Genomic DNA, 15,979 nt, shown 5'->3' with positions numbered 1-15,979 from the left:
CTCGCGCCTCATCATGTTTTGTTACGCGAACGCGCAGGAACTTTCTGAAAAATTTGGTAAATTAGCGGCGGCTGACATAATTCCCGGTAGTATCATCAGGCACTGATAAGCGTGAATAAATCATGATGAATGCTCAATTAGTCGCCGTATTCCTGTGCTCTTTCTTCTCTCTGCTGCTGGCGCGCAACGTGGCGAGAAAAACCGGTCTGGTTGACAGACCAAACCACCGTAAACGCCACCATGGCGCCGTGCCGTTGGTTGGTGGAATCTCTGTTTACATCGGCGTTTGCCTGTTGCCGTTGCTTATTCCCGAACCGATTCCCCATTTTCTGATTTACCTGATGTGTTCAGGTCTGCTGGTGATGGTGGGTGTGCTTGATGATCGCTTTGATCTCAGCATTGGCGTACGGCTTGCCGTACAGGCCGTCGTGGCCATATTGATGATGGCGCTGGCTGGCCTTATGTTACAGCACCTGGGGTCTATTTTGGGGCCGGCCTGGGATATTGGGCTGGGGCCGGTTCGTTATTTTATGACGCTGCTGGTGGTGTGGGCGGCTATCAATGCCTTTAACATGGTGGATGGCATCGATGGCTTGCTGGGCGGGGTGTCTGGTGTGTTGTTCGCGGGGCTCGGTTTGTTGTTTTATCACCACGGTCATCGTGTGCTGGCGTTATGGAGTTTCGCCATGCTTGCCGCCACCTTGCCGTACATTTTGTTGAATCTTGAGTGTCTGGGGCGGCGTTATAAAGTGTTTATGGGGGACGCGGGCAGTACCATGATTGGTTTTACCGCTATCTGGTTGCTGTTGCAGGGTTCTCAGGGGCCGGTCAGCGTCATCCGGCCGGTTACCGCGTTGTGGGTTATCGCTATTCCGTTGATGGATATGGTAGCGATTGTCTATCGCCGGTTGCGTAAAGGCACGAGTCTGTTCTCGCCGGATCGCCAGCATATCCACCATTTGCTTATGCGGGCGGGGTTGACGCCCGGTCAGGCTTGTTTGTTGATTACGCTGGTTGCGGCGTTGCTGGCTGGCGTGGGCATCGCCGGCGAGATGTTGGCTGTGCCTGAGTCCGTGATGTTCGTGCTGTTTCTGTTGGTGTTCGGCGGTTATGGCTACTGTATTAAGCGGGCGTGGCGGGTAGCGCGTGTTGTCCGGCGCTGGCGAAGTCATCGCTATTGTTGATGAATCAAAGCGGGAAACGTAATGAAACGGGAAATATCCCCTCAGGCGGTGTCGTTGGATAATGAACTGGACATTCGTCGGCTCTGCCGCGTGCTCTGGCAGGGCAAGCGCTGGATTGTCGGCGCGGCGGCGTTGTTTATTCTGTCGGTGCTGGTGTATTCCTGGCTGGTGTTGCCGGTGTGGCGCGCTACCGCGGTTACCGATAAACCGGCAACTGCCATGTTGTCGACGTTTTTCGAGCAACAACAGTGGCTGCGTTCGCTGGATACGTCGGCTACCGCCGTGTCGGATGGTAATGCCATCGTAGCGGATGCCTATACCGAATTCGCGATGCAGGCTGGCGCTTACGATACCCGTCGTGAGTTCTGGTTGCAGTCGCCTTATTACCGCGAGCGTCAGCACGGGGATGGCAAAGCGGATGCCGTTCTGCTGGATACGCTTATCAACGATATTCAGTTTGTGCCGCACGATGACGCCAAAAAAACCAACGATACCCTCAGGCTGGCGGCCGATAACCCGCAAGACGCCAGCAACCTGTTGCGACAATATGTGCAGTTTGCCAACCAGCGTGCCGTTAATCATTTAAATCAAAATCTGGCTGGGCGTTGGGCGGCACGCATTCGGTTTGAGCATGCCTGGTTGCAGCGGGAAGAAGCGGTCGCGCGTGCGGCCTATGATCAGGAACTGCGCCGCGTGATGCAGGCACTCGCCATTGCCCGTCAGCAAGGCATTTCGCAGCCGAAGGATGAGGCACCGCCAGATTCGGCGCTGTTTTTGCAGGGCGTGAGCGAGTTACAGGCGCGTCTGGATATGCTGAAGGCGAACGGGCCGGTATTCGATGCCGATTACGCGCCGCGTCAGGCGGTGTTGGCGATGCTGGAAAGCGGCCCGGCGCTGGCTGACCGGTATCAGACCTACCGCTATCTGCATACGCCGGAAGAGCCGGTTCAGCGCGAGAGTCCGCGCCGTGGTTTTCTGCTGCTGATGTGGGGCAGTATTGGCCTGCTGGTCGGCGCCGGATTGGCGCTGGCGCGGCGTTCCCGTTAAGTGAACAGGGTGTTGATGGCGATGTGGGCCGGTCATCCCTTTTTTGCCGTGGCGGCAAACCGGAATAAAGAGAGTCATCAGTGAAAGTCTTGACGGTCTTCGGCACTCGCCCTGAAGCGATAAAAATGGCGCCGATAATACGGGCGATGTCGCAGGATACTTTCTTTGAATCCCGGGTCTGTGTGACGGCGCAACATCGTGACATGCTTGATCAGGTCCTGTGTCTGTTTGAAATTACGCCGGATTACGACCTGAATATTATGCAGCCGGATCAGGGGCTGGTGGACATTTCCTCTCGTATTCTCTCGGGTTTGGGGCCGGTATTAACCGCGTTCCAGCCTGACTTGGTGCTGGTGCACGGTGATACCACGACCACGCTGATGGCCAGCCTGGCGGCGTTTTACCACCATATTCCGGTTGCCCATGTCGAGGCCGGATTGCGTACCGGCACGCTGACGTCTCCGTGGCCGGAAGAGGCTAATCGGCTACTGACGGGCCGCCTGGCTGCCTATCACTTTGCACCAACGACTACTGCGCGACGCAATTTGCGGCGAGAGCAGGTGCCGTCTTCCCGTATCTGGGTTACGGGCAATACGGTCATTGACGCCTTGTTCTGGGTTCGGGATCGGATCACCGATGACAAGGCATTGCACGCTCAGTTGCAGGAAAGGTATCGCTTTCTGGACCCGGCGCGAAAAATGATTCTGGTCACCAGTCATCGGCGGGAAAGTTTCGGCGAAGGGATGGAGCGAATTTGTCACGCGTTGGCGGCGCTGGCCCGTCATCATCCGGATATTCAGATTGTGTATCCGGTACACCGTAATCCCAATGTCAGGGAGCCGGTTCAGCGTATTCTCCACGGCATTGATAACGTATTTCTGATAACGCCGCAGGACTATTTGCCCTTCGTCTACCTTATGCATCGCGCCTGGCTGATTCTGACGGACTCCGGAGGGATTCAGGAGGAAGCGCCTTCACTTGGAAAACCGGTGCTGGTGATGCGCGAGACCACCGAGAGGCCGGAGGCGCTGGCGGCCGGCACGGTGCGACTGGTGGGCACCGATACCGCCACGATTGTGCGTGAGGTGTCCCGGCTGTTGGCGGATGCCGCCCTGTATCAGGCGATGAGCTATGCCCACAACCCTTATGGCGATGGAGCGGCCAGCCAGCGAATTCTTTCCGTTTTGAAACAACACCGGGTGACGGCATGAGTTTTAATCGTATCTGTGTGCTGGGGCTGGGATATATCGGCCTGCCGACTGCGGCGGTGTTGGCTACACGGCAACAGGCTGTTTTTGGCGTGGATGTGAACCCGCACGTGGTGGAGACTCTCAACCGGGGCCATACTCATATCGCAGAGCCGGGGTTAGCGCAGGCGGTGCAGCAGGCGGTGGAGCAAGGATACTTACAGGCCGGCAGTCATCCGGTATCGGCACAGGCCTTTCTCATCGCAGTGCCGACCCCGTTAAAAGCGGACCATCAGCCGGACGTCTCGTTTATTGACGCCGCCGCGTTGTCGCTGGCGTCGGTGTTGAAGCCGGGTGATGTGGTGATTCTGGAATCCACCTCGCCGGTCGGCACCACCGAGCGGATGGCCGCCCGGCTGGCGCAGGCGCGCCCGGACCTGAGCTTTCCCCAGCAGACGGGCGAAGCATCGGATATCCGCATCGCTTATTGCCCGGAACGGGTATTGCCCGGCCGCATCATGGCGGAGCTGCTGAGTCAGGATCGGGTGATAGGCGGGATGACGCCGCGTTGCGCGGCGCGGGCCAGCGAGTTGTATCGCCTTTTCCTTGACGGGGAATGTGTGATGACGGATGCGCGAACGGCAGAAATGTGCAAGCTGACGGAAAACAGCTTTCGGGATGTGAATATTGCATTTGCCAATGAATTATCGCTGATTTGCGCCGAACAGCAGATCGATGTGTGGGCGTTGATCCAACTGGCTAACCGCCACCCGCGCGTCAATATTTTGCAGCCGGGGCCGGGTGTGGGCGGTCACTGCATCGCGGTTGACCCTTGGTTTATCGTGGCGCAGCACCCGCAGCAGGCACGCCTTATTCGTACCGCCCGCGAGGTGAATGACGCCAAACCGGGCTGGGTGGTGGATCAGGTGAAAATCAGGGTGGCGGACGCGCTGGCGCAGGAAGGGAAATCCGCGCGTGAGCTGCGCATTGCCTGTCTGGGGCTGACATTCAAGCCCGATGTGGAAGACCTGCGCGAGAGCCCGGCGCTGGCAATCGCGGAACAGATTGCCGGATGGCATGTCGGAGCCACCTGGGTGGTTGAGCCTTATATCCGGCAGTTGCCGCCGGGTTTACAGGGAAAAGCGGAGTTGGTGAATAGCGATCGCGCGCTGAGTGAGGCGGATATGCTGGTGTTGCTGGTGGATCACCGGCAGTTCAGGGCGATAGCCCCTGAACAGGTAGCGCAACATTGGGTGGTGGACACCAAAGGCGTCTGGCGGTGAAGCGGCGTCGGTGACCTCTGTTGATTCTGCGTTAACCGGAGTGACCTATGCCTGTTCGTGCTGAGATTTGTGCCGAAATTGAACCGCTGGTTTGGGAAAGTGAGTTTTTCCAGCGTATTAGCGGAAGACTGAGCTTCGCAGACGCCGCACCGCCGTTAACCTCCGCGGATCTGGATCGCTATGAGTTATGCCAGGCCAAACTGGCGGCAGGCGATTTGGCAACGGCCGATGCGTTGTCAACGCTGGGATTCCGGTTAGCGGAAGGCGAAGTGGATTTCAGTATGCCGGTGGTACCCGCCGCCCGTGCCGTGTTTGCCGTCGGCGTGCGTGAAGCTGAAGTGGCCGATATCCCGGCGCTGCGGACGGCGGCGGCGAAAAGTTTTGTGCTGAGCCGGTTCCGATCGCCGTGGTATCGACCGGATGATTGCGGCCGGTTTTACGCCCGTTGGGTGGAGAAGGCGGTCTATGGCACCTTTGATGACGCCTGTCTGGTGCTGGGGGGGCAAGGCGGCCCGTTGCAAGGTTTTGTGACGCTACGCCAGACATCACCGAATGCGGCGCGTATCGGCGTGTTATCCGCCTGGCCGGGGATGACCGGGCAGGGGCTCGGTCAGCGGTTGATGCAGGTGGCGCGGGTCTGGTGCCAGCAGCGCGGCATTCGCCGGTTGACGGTGGCGACCCAAACCAGCAATCTGGCGGCATTACGGCTCTATCTGCGCAGCGGTGCGCGGGTGGAGAGCACCGCTTACTGGTTTTATCGATAAAGGTTCTGCTGATGACGGCCCCGCGGGTGACGAGATGATTCCTTTTAACGCCCCCCCGGTAGTGGGATCGGAACTGGAGTATATGCAGGCGGCGATGCGCAGCGGCAAACTTAGCGGCGACGGCATGTTTACCCACCGTTGTCAGCAGTGGCTGGAGCATTACTCGGGCAGTTGCAAAGTGCTGTTGACGCCTTCCTGTACCGCGTCGTTGGAAATGGCGGCGTTGTTGCTGAATATCCAGCCCGGCGACGAAGTGATCATGCCGAGCTATACCTTTGTCTCCACCGCCAACGCCTTTGTGCTGCGAGGCGCCGCCATTGTGTTCGTCGATATCCGACCGGATACCCTCAATCTGGATGAAAACCGCATTGAAGCGGCGATTACGAACAAGACGCGTGCCATCGTCGTGGTGCATTACGCCGGGGTGGGCTGCGACATGAACGCCATTATGGCGTTGGCGCAGCAACACGGGCTATTTGTGGTGGAAGACGCCGCGCAGGGGATGATGTCGCACTATCAGGACCGGCCGTTGGGCGCTATCGGCCATATCGGTTGCTTTAGTTTCCATGAAACCAAGAATTACACCGCAGGCGGAGAAGGCGGCGCGACGCTGATTAATGACCCCGAGCTGGCGGCGCGGGCCGAGATTATCCGTGAGAAAGGCACCAACCGTAGCCAGTTCTTTCGTGGCCAGGCGGATAAGTACACCTGGCGTGATATCGGCTCCAGCTATCTGATGGCGGATATTCAGGCGGCGTATCTGTGGGGGCAGTTGGAGGCGGCGCAGCGTATCCATGACCGGCGTCTGGCGTTATGGCGACATTATGCGCACGCCTTCGCGCCGCTGGCGGCGTCGGGTCGCGTAACATTGCCGGTGATCCCGGCGGATTGCCGTCACAACGGTCATCTGTTTTTCCTGCGTTTGGGTAATGAAGCGGAGCGCTCGGCGTTTATCAGCCATATGAAAGCCGCGGACATACTCACGGTGTTTCACTACATTCCGTTGCACGCCAGCCCGGCGGGGCGGCGGTTTGGCCGCTTTGTCGGCGAAGACCGCCATACCACGCGGGAAAGCGAACGGCTGGTGCGTTTGCCGCTGTTCTACAACTTGTCTGATGCTGATCAGCGCACCGTCATTCATGCCGCGCTGAGTTTCTTTTCCTGATGTCGCTGGCACGAGCATCGCTGTGGACGGCGGCCTCCACACTGGTCAAAATCAGCGCGGGGCTGGTGGTCATCAAACTGCTGGCGGTGGCGTTCGGTCCGGAAGGCGTGGGGCTGGCCGGTAACTATCGCCAGTTGATCACCGTGTTGGGGGTGATGGCCGGCGCGGGGATCGTCAATGGCGTGACCCGGGCGGTGGCCGCCACACCACCGGACCCAGACCGCCCCAATCCGCTGCTGGGAACGGCAGTGTCGTTGTCGATGGGTTTCTCGCTGTTGCTGACGCTGGTGTTGTGGGGGCTGTCTGCGCCGCTGTCGCGCCTGCTGTTTGGCGATGACGGTTACCAGTCAGTCATTCGAGCGCTGGCCTGGTTGCAATTGGGCATCGCACTGGCCAGCCTGTTGTTGGCAATCCTAAAGGGATATCAGGATGCGCAAGGCAATGCGCTGGCCGTGATAGCTGGCAGCCTGCTGGGTGCCGTGGCGTATGGCATGATTTTCTGGCTCGGGGCGTATACCGGTGCGCTGGTGGGCCTGGCGCTGATGCCAGCGCTGGTGTGCGTGCCTGCGTTGGTACTGTTATTACGGCGAACGCCATTAAGTTTGCGAGCACTCACACCGTCCTGGTCATGGCCGTTGGCCGGCCAGTTAACCCGGTTCAGCCTGATGACGTTAACGACTGCCGTGACGCTGCCCGTTGGTTACGTAATGATGCGAAACCTGCTGGCGGCGCATTACTCCTGGCAGGAGGTCGGGTTATGGCAGGGGATGACGACGATTTCCGATGCCTGGCTGCAATTTATTACCGCCTCGTTTACCGTTTATCTGCTGCCTGCGCTGGCGCGCCTGCAGGATAAAAACGCCGTCCGGCATGAGATTTTCAGCGCATTGCGGTGGGTGCTGCCGGTGGCGGCGCTGGTGGCCGCGGCGATTTGGCTGGCCCGCGATGTGGCGATTCATATCCTGTTTTCCGGTGCATTTTCGTCCATGCGAGGGCTATTCGCATGGCAACTGGCGGGTGATGTATTGAAAGTGGGTGCTTACGTTTTTGGTTATCTGGTGATCGCCAAAGCCTCGCTGCGGTTCTATGTGTTGGCTGAGCTCAGTCAGTTTCTGCTGTTGACCGGGTTTGCCCGCTGGCTGATTCCATTGCATGGCGCGCTGGGCGCCTCGCAGGCGTATCTGGCAACCTATGCGGTCTATTTTTTATTGTGTTGCGGCGTTTTCATGCTGTATTGCAGGCGAGCATGACTACACTTATTCATGTCCTGGGGGCGGACATACCCCACCATAATCACACGGTGTTGCGTTTCTTTAATGATACGCTGGCGCCGTCGTTGCCGTTGCATCAGACTCGGCGATTTATGGTGGTGTCGTCGGCGGCGTTCTCCGAGTCTGACCACCCCATGTTGCATGTCACTCGATTTTCCAGCCAGAAAGCATTGGCGCGTGCCGTGGTGGCGCAGGCACGGGAAGATCGGTCAGTGCGTTTCTTTTTTCACGGCCAGTTTAACCCCTGGTTGTGGCTGGCGTTGCTGTGTGGCGGTATCCGCCCGACGCAGGCCTACTGGCATATCTGGGGCGCAGACCTGTATGAAGAAGCCCGCGGCTGGCGTTACCGCTGGTTTTACCGCCTGCGGCGACTGGCGCAAGGGCGGGTCGCTCGGGTATTCGCCACGCGCGGCGATATCGATTATTTCCGGCGGCGTTATCCGGCCGCGGCGACATCGCTGCTCTATTTTCCCACCCGCATGGGCCAGCACGCGGCGAGTCCAGATGAAAAAGCGCCGGACGCGCCGCTGACTATTCTGGTCGGCAACTCCGGCGATCGCAGCAACCGTCATCTGGCGGCGCTTGACGCCATCCATCGTCAGTTTGGCAGGCAGGTGCGGGTGATCGTGCCGATGGGTTACCCGGCCGGTAATCATGCCTACGTTGAGCAAGTATCGCAGCATGGGCTGGCGTTGTTCGGCGCTGAGCGCTGCCGTGTCCTGCGTGAATCACTGGTGTTCGACGACTATCTGGCGTTGTTGCGCACTTGCGATCTGGGCTACTTCCTGTTTCACCGCCAGCAGGGGATCGGCACCCTGTGTTTGTTGATCCAACTGGGTGTGCCGTTCGTTATCAGCCGTCATAACCCGTTTCGGCAGGATTTGGCGGAACAGCGCTTGCCGGTGTTGCTGGGCGAGGAGAAGCTGAACGAAATCATGGTGCGTGACGCACGTGAACAACTGAAGCGGGTAGATACCCGGCAGATTGCGTTCTTTAGCCCCGGCTATGAATCAGGGTGGCGACAAGCATTGGCGTTAGCAGCGGGAGACGGCGATGACTGAGTGGACGTTTTTCGGGTTGTGGCTGGTCTGGCTGTGCGGCGGCGGCGTGGTGCTGTGGCTGTGCGGACGCGAGTTCCGTCGCTGGCGTTTCAACTTCAACGTGCTGTTTTCGTTGCTGTATCTGCTGACGTTCTACTTCGGGTTTCCGTTGACCGCCTTACTGACCTTTCGTTTCGGCGTGGAGACGGCCTCACCGCTGAATTTGTTATCGGCGCTGCTGTCCGCCACGGCATTTTATGTCATCTATTACGTCAGCTATCACACCCGGCTACGGCCGGTGCCGCCGGCATCGCGTCCGTTGCCGCTGACCATGACGCGGCTGGAAGCGCTTCTCACCGGTGGGTTGCTGGCGCTGGTGGCGCTAACGACCGCAGCGGTGTTTTTTGCCAACAACGGGCTGTTGCTGTTCAAGCTCAGCTCCTACAGCCAGATCTTTTCTCGCGATATCGCCGGCGTCGCCCTGAAGCGCTTCTTCTATTTCTTTATTCCCGCCATGTTGATGTGGTATTTCCTGCACCAGACTCGACGTGCCTGGCTGATTTTCCTGTTGGCGACGGTCGCGTTTGGCGGGTTGACCTACCTGCTGGTGGGGGGCACTCGCGCCAATATCATCATCGCCTTCGCTCTGTTTCTGTTTATCGGCCTGCAACGCGGCTGGATTGCGCTGTGGATGCTGGCGACGGCAGGCTGTGCCGGTATTGTGGCGATGTTCTGGCTGGCGCTCAAACGATACGGGCTGGATGTGCGCGGTGAGCAAGCGTTTTATACGTTCTTGTATTTAACGCGGGATACCTTTTCGCCGTGGGAAAATCTGGCCACGTTGTGGCAACATCTTGACCAGATCACACTACAGGGGTTGGCGCCCATCGTACGGGATTTTTATGTCTTTATTCCCACCTGGCTGTGGCCGGAGCGGCCGGCGCTGGTGCTGAATAGCGCCAACTATTTCACCTGGGAAGTGCTGAATTACCATGCCGGGCTGGCGATATCGCCGACGCTGCTCGGCTCGTTGTTGATCATGGGCGGACCGCTGCTTATCCCGCCGGGCGCCGTCGCGGTCGGGTTGCTCATCAGAGGGTTTGATAGCCTTTACCGTTATGGGCGGCAGGCGGAAAACCGTTATCTGTCCGCCGTATTGCAGGCGTTCTGCTTTGGCGCGGTGTTTAATCTGATCGTGCTGGTGCGAGAAGGCGTCGATGCGTTTGTCTCGCGGGTGGTGTTTTTCTGTCTGATCTTCGCTGCCTGCCTGCTGGCGGCCAAGTTGTTGTACTGGCTGCTGTTGCGTGCCGGTGTGGTGGTGAGTCAAGGAGAAGTGGAATGAAAGATGTGCCGCAGTACGCCATTCGCGGCATCCCGGTACAGGGGTTTCGGGACCGGGAACAGTGTGTGTCGACGTTGTTTGCGGGCGGCTCGCCGCCGGCGGGAACGCTGATTGCCATCAATGCTGAAAAGGTGTTGGCTGCCGAGCACGATGCGACATTGCGTGAACTGATGCGACAGGAAGGGCACTGTAACTATGCCGACGGTATCAGCGTCGTGTGCTCTATTCGCCGCAAATATCCGGGCGCGCAGGTGGAACGTATCGCCGGCGCTGACTTGTGGGAAGCCTTGATGCAGCGCGCCGGACAGATGGGAACGCCGGTGTTTTTGCTGGGCGGCAAACCCGCGGTGTTGGCGGAAACCGAACGCAAGTTGCGCGAGCAGTGGCAGGTCAACATTGTGGGGGTGCAAGACGGTTATTTTGCGCCGGAACAGCGTCAGTCCGTTCTGGCGCGCGTACGTGACAGCGGCGCTCAACTGGTGACGGTGGCGCTGGGTTCGCCCCGGCAGGAGTTGCTGATACGTGATTGCCGCCAGCTATACCCTGATGCGCTCTATATGGGGGTGGGCGGCACCTATGATGTGTTTACCGGCCAGGTTAAGCGCGCCCCGCTGATGTGGCAGCGTTATGGGGTGGAATGGCTGTATCGCTTGTTGACGCAACCCAGCCGTTTTCGCCGCCAACTCAAACTACTACGCTATCTGGCCTGGCATGTCGGCGGCAGACTTTAGACGCGGCTTATCACGATATCGGCCTGGTTTTTTTCATACCGCCCCACTTTTTTCCCGGCTTTATCGTTGTGATCAAGGTCTGTCCGCGCTGTTTATTTCATCATATTCAGGTACGGGAAAGGTAGGAATCCGGTTTGCATTGCGGTATCTTCTCGGCCGTTTTTCCGGTCGGAGAGCTGTCATGCCTTGCCGGGAAAGAGTCGGTATCCCCTTTAAAGCATGACGGGTATAAAACAATAACGCTTTTGATACCGGCGTAAAAAGGAACCATTGAAGACAGAGGTTATATGGCAAATACAGAAAAACAGGACAAGCTCCACCGTGGGCTGGAAGCGCGACATATCGAGCTTATCGCGCTGGGCGGCACCATTGGTGTGGGGTTGTTCATGGGAGCGGCAAGCGCCCTGAAATGGGCCGGGCCGTCCGTGCTGCTGGCCTATATCGTGGCGGGCGTTTTTGTGTTCTTTATTATGCGTTCGATGGGCGAAATGCTGTTTCTGGAGCCGGTAACCGGTTCGTTCGCGGTTTACGCCCACAATTACCTGAGCCCGTTCTTCGGCTATCTCACGGCTTGGGGGTACTGGTTCATGTGGATGGCGGTGGGGATTTCGGAAATTACCGCTATCGGCGTGTATGTACAGTACTGGTTCCCGACGCTACCGCAGTGGATACCGGCGATCGGCGCGGTGGCGCTGGTGGCTGCCGCGAATCTGGCTGCCGTTCGGTTGTACGGTGAGATTGAGTTCTGGTTCTCGATGATCAAGATAACCACTATTGTGGTGATGATCGTGGTGGGCGTGGGCATTATTTTCTTTGGCATCGGCAATCACGGCCAGGCGACCGGGTTCGCCAACCTGACCGAACATGGCGGCTTTCTGGCGGGCGGCTGGAAAGGGTTGTTGTTTGCGCTCTGTCTGGTGGTGGCGTCTTATCAGGGGGTCGAGCTGGTCGGTATTACCGCCGGTGAAGCACGCAATCCGCAGGTGACGCTGAAACGGGCGATCAACAATATCCTGTGGCGTATTCTGATTTTCTATGTCGGCGCCATTTTCGTGATTGTGACCATTTTCCCGTGGAATGAAATCGGCACGTCCGGCAGTCCGTTTGTGCTGACCTTTGCCAAAATCGGCATTACTGCCGCCGCCGGCATCATCAACTTCGTGGTGCTGACCGCAGCGCTGTCCGGTTGCAACAGCGGCATGTACAGCTGTGGGCGTATGCTCTATTCGCTGGCTAACAACCGCCAATTGCCGGCGGCGTTGGGCCGTGTAACGGCAGGCGGTGTGCCGGCCATCGGCGTAATGGTGTCGATTCTGTGTCTGGTGGCGGGTTCTGCACTGAACTACGTTATTCCTAACCCGGAAAAAGTGTTCGTGTACGTCTACAGCGCCAGTGTACTGCCGGGCATGATTCCCTGGTTTGTGGTGCTGATCAGCCAGTTGCGTTTTCGCCAGCAACACCAGTCGGCGATTGCCGGCCATCCGTTCAAGTCCATCCTGTTCCCGTGGGTGAATTACCTGACGATGGCGTTTCTCCTCTGTGTGCTGGTCGGGATGTATATCAACGAAGACACGCGCATGTCGCTGGTGGTCGGCGGTATTTTCCTGGCGGCGGTCAGCCTGATTTATGTGGCGCTGGGGTTAGGTAAGAAACAGATGCAAATGCAGGCCGAAGCGGAGTAATCGTAGCTGGCGGCGGGTGGTGACGGTGGATTGAAGCGGCTTTTGACCGTAAATGAGCAAAGCATAAGCAAACGCATCATTTCTGTGAAAAAAGCACTGGACAGGCCCCCGTTAAATCCGTACTATCCCCACCCGCAACGGCGCTACGCGCCCGTAGCTCAGCTGGATAGAGCGCTGCCCTCCGGAGGCAGAGGTCTCAGGTTCGAATCCTGTCGGGCGCGCCATTAAGTTGGGCGCGGGAGCTGCGGAGGTACTTATTACCCCGTAAATCGAGTACCGGAATACGTAGTAAAGCAGTGGTATATGGTGGCTATAGCTCAGTTGGTAGAGCCCTGGATTGTGATTCCAGTTGTCGTGGGTTCGAGTCCCATTAGCCACCCCAATTTAAAGTTTGTGACGCGCGAAGGTGGCGGAATTGGTAGACGCGCTAGCTTCAGGTGTTAGTGTCCTTCGGACGTGAGGGTTCAAGTCCCTCTCTTCGCACCACACAAACGATTAGCATTACATCATGATCGGCGAGTAGCGCAGCTTGGTAGCGCAACTGGTTTGGGACCAGTGGGTCGGAGGTTCGAATCCTCTCTCGCCGACCATCCCATTCTTAAGAAACGGCAGTCCATACGGGCTGCCGTTTTTTTTCATCTGCGTTATTTTCCTTCCTGATTGGCGGTAATGGTTGATTGTGTCGTCCACACGACTTGTTTTTCACGGCTGATTGTCGTATCTCTTTAAGTGAGTTTTTATTCACTTAAATTGCATTTAAATGGAGATTGAGATGTCGATTATCGCGCCGGTAGAAAAACAGTTTGCTGCTTATAACGCCCATGATTTGGCGGCTTTTTCCGCCTGTTTTCATGAGAACTTCCGGGCTTATCGTATGCCGTCGGAAGGCCCGTCCATAGTGGGGAAAGCCGCGTTGACGGCGTTTTATCGCGAGCACCGTTTCAATAACCCGGCACTGCGTGCCGAACTGGTGTCCCGTACGGTACTGGGCAACCAGGTTTTTGATCATGAAAAGATTTATGGCCTCAGCCCTGAGCCTGTCGAAAGTATCGCCGTGTTTGAAGTGAAAGACGGGTTGATTACGACGGCATGGTTCTACTTTGCCGCTTAGCCGCCGCTTCATCGTCATGTTCGCGGAGGCGCCATCATTGCGTAATTATGCAGATGCTGTGGCTTCCGCCATGACCCTGACCGTCGGCGTGGTTGCAAAATAAATAATTGTGAGCGAAATCATAAAACAATAAAGCATATGTTAGATCGATCGGGTATATAGGCGGGAATATCGCCAGTGATATAGTCGCAAACAAACAACAGCGTCGTCTTGACCCGCCTCTCTTTCCCCCATTATTACAATGTAAACGAGTGAGTTATGGCATCACATCTGATTGATTTTCTTCTTATTGGAAATAATTTTGGCACACCAGAAATGCGCGCCGTATGGTCAGAGCAAAATCGTCTGACCCGCCAGGTTGACGTGGAAATCGCGTTAGCGTTGGCAGAAGGCGAACTGGGTGTCATTCCGCAGGACGCGGCCAACACCATTGCTTCTCATGCCAACGCCAGTGCCCTGAATATTGAAGAGATCGCCCAGGATGCGGTGCGCATGAAGCACTCTTTGATGCCGACGATTGCCGCGATTCAGAAGCAGTGCGGCGAAGCCGGCGAGTATATCCATTATGGCGTGACCACGCAGGATGTGGTGGATACCGCCACCGTGCTGCAACTGCGTCAGGCATTCGACATTGTGGTACGTGACACCCGGCTGGTCGCTATTGAACTGAAACGGCTGGCGAAGAAACACCAGCATACGTTGATGACCGGCCGTACCCACGGGATGCAGGCGTTGCCGACCACCTTCGGTTTCAAGTTGGCGGTATGGTTGGACGAGTTCGTGCGTCACCTGCAACGCCTGAATGAAATTCGCGATCGGGTGCTGGTAGGCAATATCAACGGCGCTATCGGCACCTACGCCTCTTTTGGCGAATTAGGGCCGGAAATCGAACGCCACACCCTGACCCGTCTGGGCTTGAATACCCCGAACATTGGCTGGCAGTCTGCCCGCGACCGCTTCTCGGAGTACGCGTCGGTGGCGGTGCTGGTAAGCGGTACGCTCGGTAAAATCGGCAACGAGCTGTACAACCTGATGCGTACCGAAATCAACGAAATCGAAGAACCGTTCTCCGAAGGGAAAATTGGTTCTACGACGATGCCGCACAAACGCAATCCGGCGGCGCTGGAAGGGCTGGCCAGCCTGACGGCGCCGCTGTTCAAGAGCGCCGCCCTGATCCACGAATCGATGAAAGTCGAACACGAACGTGATGCCATGAGCTGGCGTGCGGAGTGGATCGCGCTGCCGGAAATCAACATCTATCTGTCGGCGCAATTGCAGAACGCGCTTGGCATTCTGCGTGGCATGTCGGTGAATGAAAAGCAGATGCGCGCCAATCTGGATTTGCAAAACGGCCTGCTGTTGTCGGAAAAGGTGATGTTTGAAATCGGCAAACTGCTTGGTAAGCAGACCGCCCATCATCTGGTATACGAGTGCTCCATGGCGGCATTCGAACAAAACCGCGAGTTCAAAGCGCTGCTGCTGGAGCATCCGGTGCTGTCGCAGCATCTGACGGCGGATACGCTGGATGCCTGGCTGGACCCGGCGAATTACGTTGGCAGTGCGCCGCAAAAAGTGGACGAGGTGATCCGGTACGCGGATAACACCGGCTTGCTGGCCGAGTGACGGGAGACACCATGACTACCGTATTTCGTCAGGCGACGCTTGCCGATGATGACGCGTTTCTGGCGCTGGCGCTGGCCGCCTATGCGCCGGTGCGCGAGCTCGGCATCAAGTTCGACGCCGCCTATGCGGACATCGACATGGTGCGCCGCCATCTGCGCAGCAATGGGGTGTACGTGATGGAGAAAGACGGGCGTCTGGCTGCGTCTGTCACTCTTCGTTATCCGTGGGGGCCGAATCCTGGTCCTTACGGGTTGCCACACATCGGCTGGTTCGCCACGCATCCGGATTTCAAACAGCAAGGGCTGGGCAAACAGATGCTGGACTGGCTGGAACAGGCGGTGCTGAAAGATCAGTTGAAAGCGCCGGCCGTGACGCTGGGTACCGCCAAACAGCACCCCTGGTTGTTGGAGATGTACCGGAAATATGGCTTTCAGGAAGTCGGCCAGGCGGATTTAGGGAAAGGACACCTCACGATTTATATGCGGAAAGTCCTGGATCAGGACCTGTATCACCACTGGGAAAAGAAGCACCCCTAAGAGGCGTTATTCG

14 protein-coding genes and 4 tRNA genes are annotated in these 15,979 nt (G+C 57.6%); all 18 read left to right on the top strand.

All coding sequences use genetic code 11. The features are described 5' to 3' along the window. Positions 1 to 125: 125 nt before the first annotated feature. The 18 genes from wecA to FDP13_RS10865 all read left to right on the top strand — a co-directional run bounded on the left by wecA (position 126) and on the right by FDP13_RS10865 (position 15,966). Complete coding sequence (gene wecA / locus FDP13_RS10950; RefSeq protein WP_199886324.1) at positions 126 to 1,184, top strand: UDP-N-acetylglucosamine--undecaprenyl-phosphate N-acetylglucosaminephosphotransferase; 1,059 nt, start codon at positions 126 to 128, stop codon at positions 1,182 to 1,184. A gap of 21 nt (positions 1,185 to 1,205) precedes the next feature. After that, complete coding sequence (gene wzzE, locus FDP13_RS10945) at positions 1,206 to 2,231, top strand: ECA polysaccharide chain length modulation protein (protein WP_143839445.1); 1,026 nt, start codon at positions 1,206 to 1,208, stop codon at positions 2,229 to 2,231. Between the two features lie 80 nt (positions 2,232 to 2,311). Further along, positions 2,312 to 3,442: a non-hydrolyzing UDP-N-acetylglucosamine 2-epimerase gene (gene wecB, locus FDP13_RS10940; RefSeq protein WP_143839444.1), complete on the top strand. Its 1,131-nt coding sequence runs from the start codon at positions 2,312 to 2,314 to the stop codon at positions 3,440 to 3,442. After that, positions 3,439 to 4,701: a UDP-N-acetyl-D-mannosamine dehydrogenase gene (gene wecC / locus FDP13_RS10935; protein WP_143839443.1), complete on the top strand. Its 1,263-nt coding sequence runs from the start codon at positions 3,439 to 3,441 to the stop codon at positions 4,699 to 4,701. The genes wecB and wecC overlap by 4 nt, the downstream gene beginning before the upstream one ends. Before the next feature lie 47 nt (positions 4,702 to 4,748). Further along, a complete protein-coding gene (rffC, locus tag FDP13_RS10930) occupies positions 4,749 to 5,465 on the top strand; it encodes a dTDP-4-amino-4,6-dideoxy-D-galactose acyltransferase (RefSeq protein ID WP_143839442.1) in 717 nt (238 codons plus the stop codon). 34 nt (positions 5,466 to 5,499) lie between these two features. After that, a complete protein-coding gene (rffA, locus tag FDP13_RS10925) occupies positions 5,500 to 6,630 on the top strand; it encodes a dTDP-4-amino-4,6-dideoxygalactose transaminase (RefSeq protein WP_143839441.1) in 1,131 nt (376 codons plus the stop codon). Further along, the gene (gene wzxE / locus FDP13_RS10920; RefSeq protein WP_143839440.1) at positions 6,630 to 7,880 is read left to right on the top strand and encodes a lipid III flippase WzxE; all 1,251 of its coding nucleotides are present in this window, start codon (positions 6,630 to 6,632) and stop codon (positions 7,878 to 7,880) included. The genes rffA and wzxE overlap by 1 nt, the downstream gene beginning before the upstream one ends. Then, complete coding sequence (locus tag FDP13_RS10915; protein ID WP_143839439.1) at positions 7,877 to 8,962, top strand: TDP-N-acetylfucosamine:lipid II N-acetylfucosaminyltransferase; 1,086 nt, start codon at positions 7,877 to 7,879, stop codon at positions 8,960 to 8,962. Before wzxE ends, FDP13_RS10915 begins: the two co-directional genes overlap by 4 nt. Continuing rightward, entirely contained in the window at positions 8,955 to 10,283 is a 1,329-nt protein-coding gene (gene wzyE / locus FDP13_RS10910) for an ECA oligosaccharide polymerase (protein ID WP_143839438.1), read from the top strand. Before FDP13_RS10915 ends, wzyE begins: the two co-directional genes overlap by 8 nt. Beyond that, on the top strand, positions 10,280 to 11,014 hold the full coding sequence (gene wecG, locus FDP13_RS10905; RefSeq protein WP_143839437.1) for a lipopolysaccharide N-acetylmannosaminouronosyltransferase: 735 nt from the start codon (positions 10,280 to 10,282) through the stop codon (positions 11,012 to 11,014). The genes wzyE and wecG overlap by 4 nt, the downstream gene beginning before the upstream one ends. 287 nt (positions 11,015 to 11,301) lie before the next feature. Next, positions 11,302 to 12,696: an amino acid permease gene (locus tag FDP13_RS10900; RefSeq protein ID WP_033576409.1), complete on the top strand. Its 1,395-nt coding sequence runs from the start codon at positions 11,302 to 11,304 to the stop codon at positions 12,694 to 12,696. A 147-nt stretch (positions 12,697 to 12,843) separates the two neighbouring features. Next, positions 12,844 to 12,920: transfer RNA gene (locus FDP13_RS10895), tRNA-Arg, on the top strand. 82 nt (positions 12,921 to 13,002) lie between these two features. Beyond that, positions 13,003 to 13,078, top strand: a tRNA-His gene (locus FDP13_RS10890). An 18-nt stretch (positions 13,079 to 13,096) separates the two neighbouring features. Beyond that, positions 13,097 to 13,182 (top strand) — tRNA-Leu (locus tag FDP13_RS10885). 27 nt (positions 13,183 to 13,209) lie between these two features. Continuing rightward, positions 13,210 to 13,286 (top strand) — tRNA-Pro (locus FDP13_RS10880). A 182-nt stretch (positions 13,287 to 13,468) separates the two neighbouring features. Continuing rightward, entirely contained in the window at positions 13,469 to 13,807 is a 339-nt protein-coding gene (locus FDP13_RS10875; RefSeq protein WP_012767952.1) for a nuclear transport factor 2 family protein, read from the top strand. Positions 13,808 to 14,065: 258 nt separating this feature from the next. Then, positions 14,066 to 15,430: an adenylosuccinate lyase gene (gene purB / locus FDP13_RS10870; RefSeq protein ID WP_027710649.1), complete on the top strand. Its 1,365-nt coding sequence runs from the start codon at positions 14,066 to 14,068 to the stop codon at positions 15,428 to 15,430. Positions 15,431 to 15,441: 11 nt separating this feature from the next. Beyond that, the gene (locus FDP13_RS10865) at positions 15,442 to 15,966 is read left to right on the top strand and encodes a GNAT family N-acetyltransferase (protein ID WP_143839436.1); all 525 of its coding nucleotides are present in this window, start codon (positions 15,442 to 15,444) and stop codon (positions 15,964 to 15,966) included. Positions 15,967 to 15,979 lie beyond the last annotated feature (13 nt).

This window comes from Dickeya sp. ws52, assembly GCF_007210685.1.
Classification (GTDB): domain Bacteria; phylum Pseudomonadota; class Gammaproteobacteria; order Enterobacterales; family Enterobacteriaceae; genus Dickeya; species Dickeya chrysanthemi.
The sequence above is the reverse complement of the archived record's forward strand: the minus strand, read 5'-3'. Positions and strand labels throughout refer to the sequence as shown.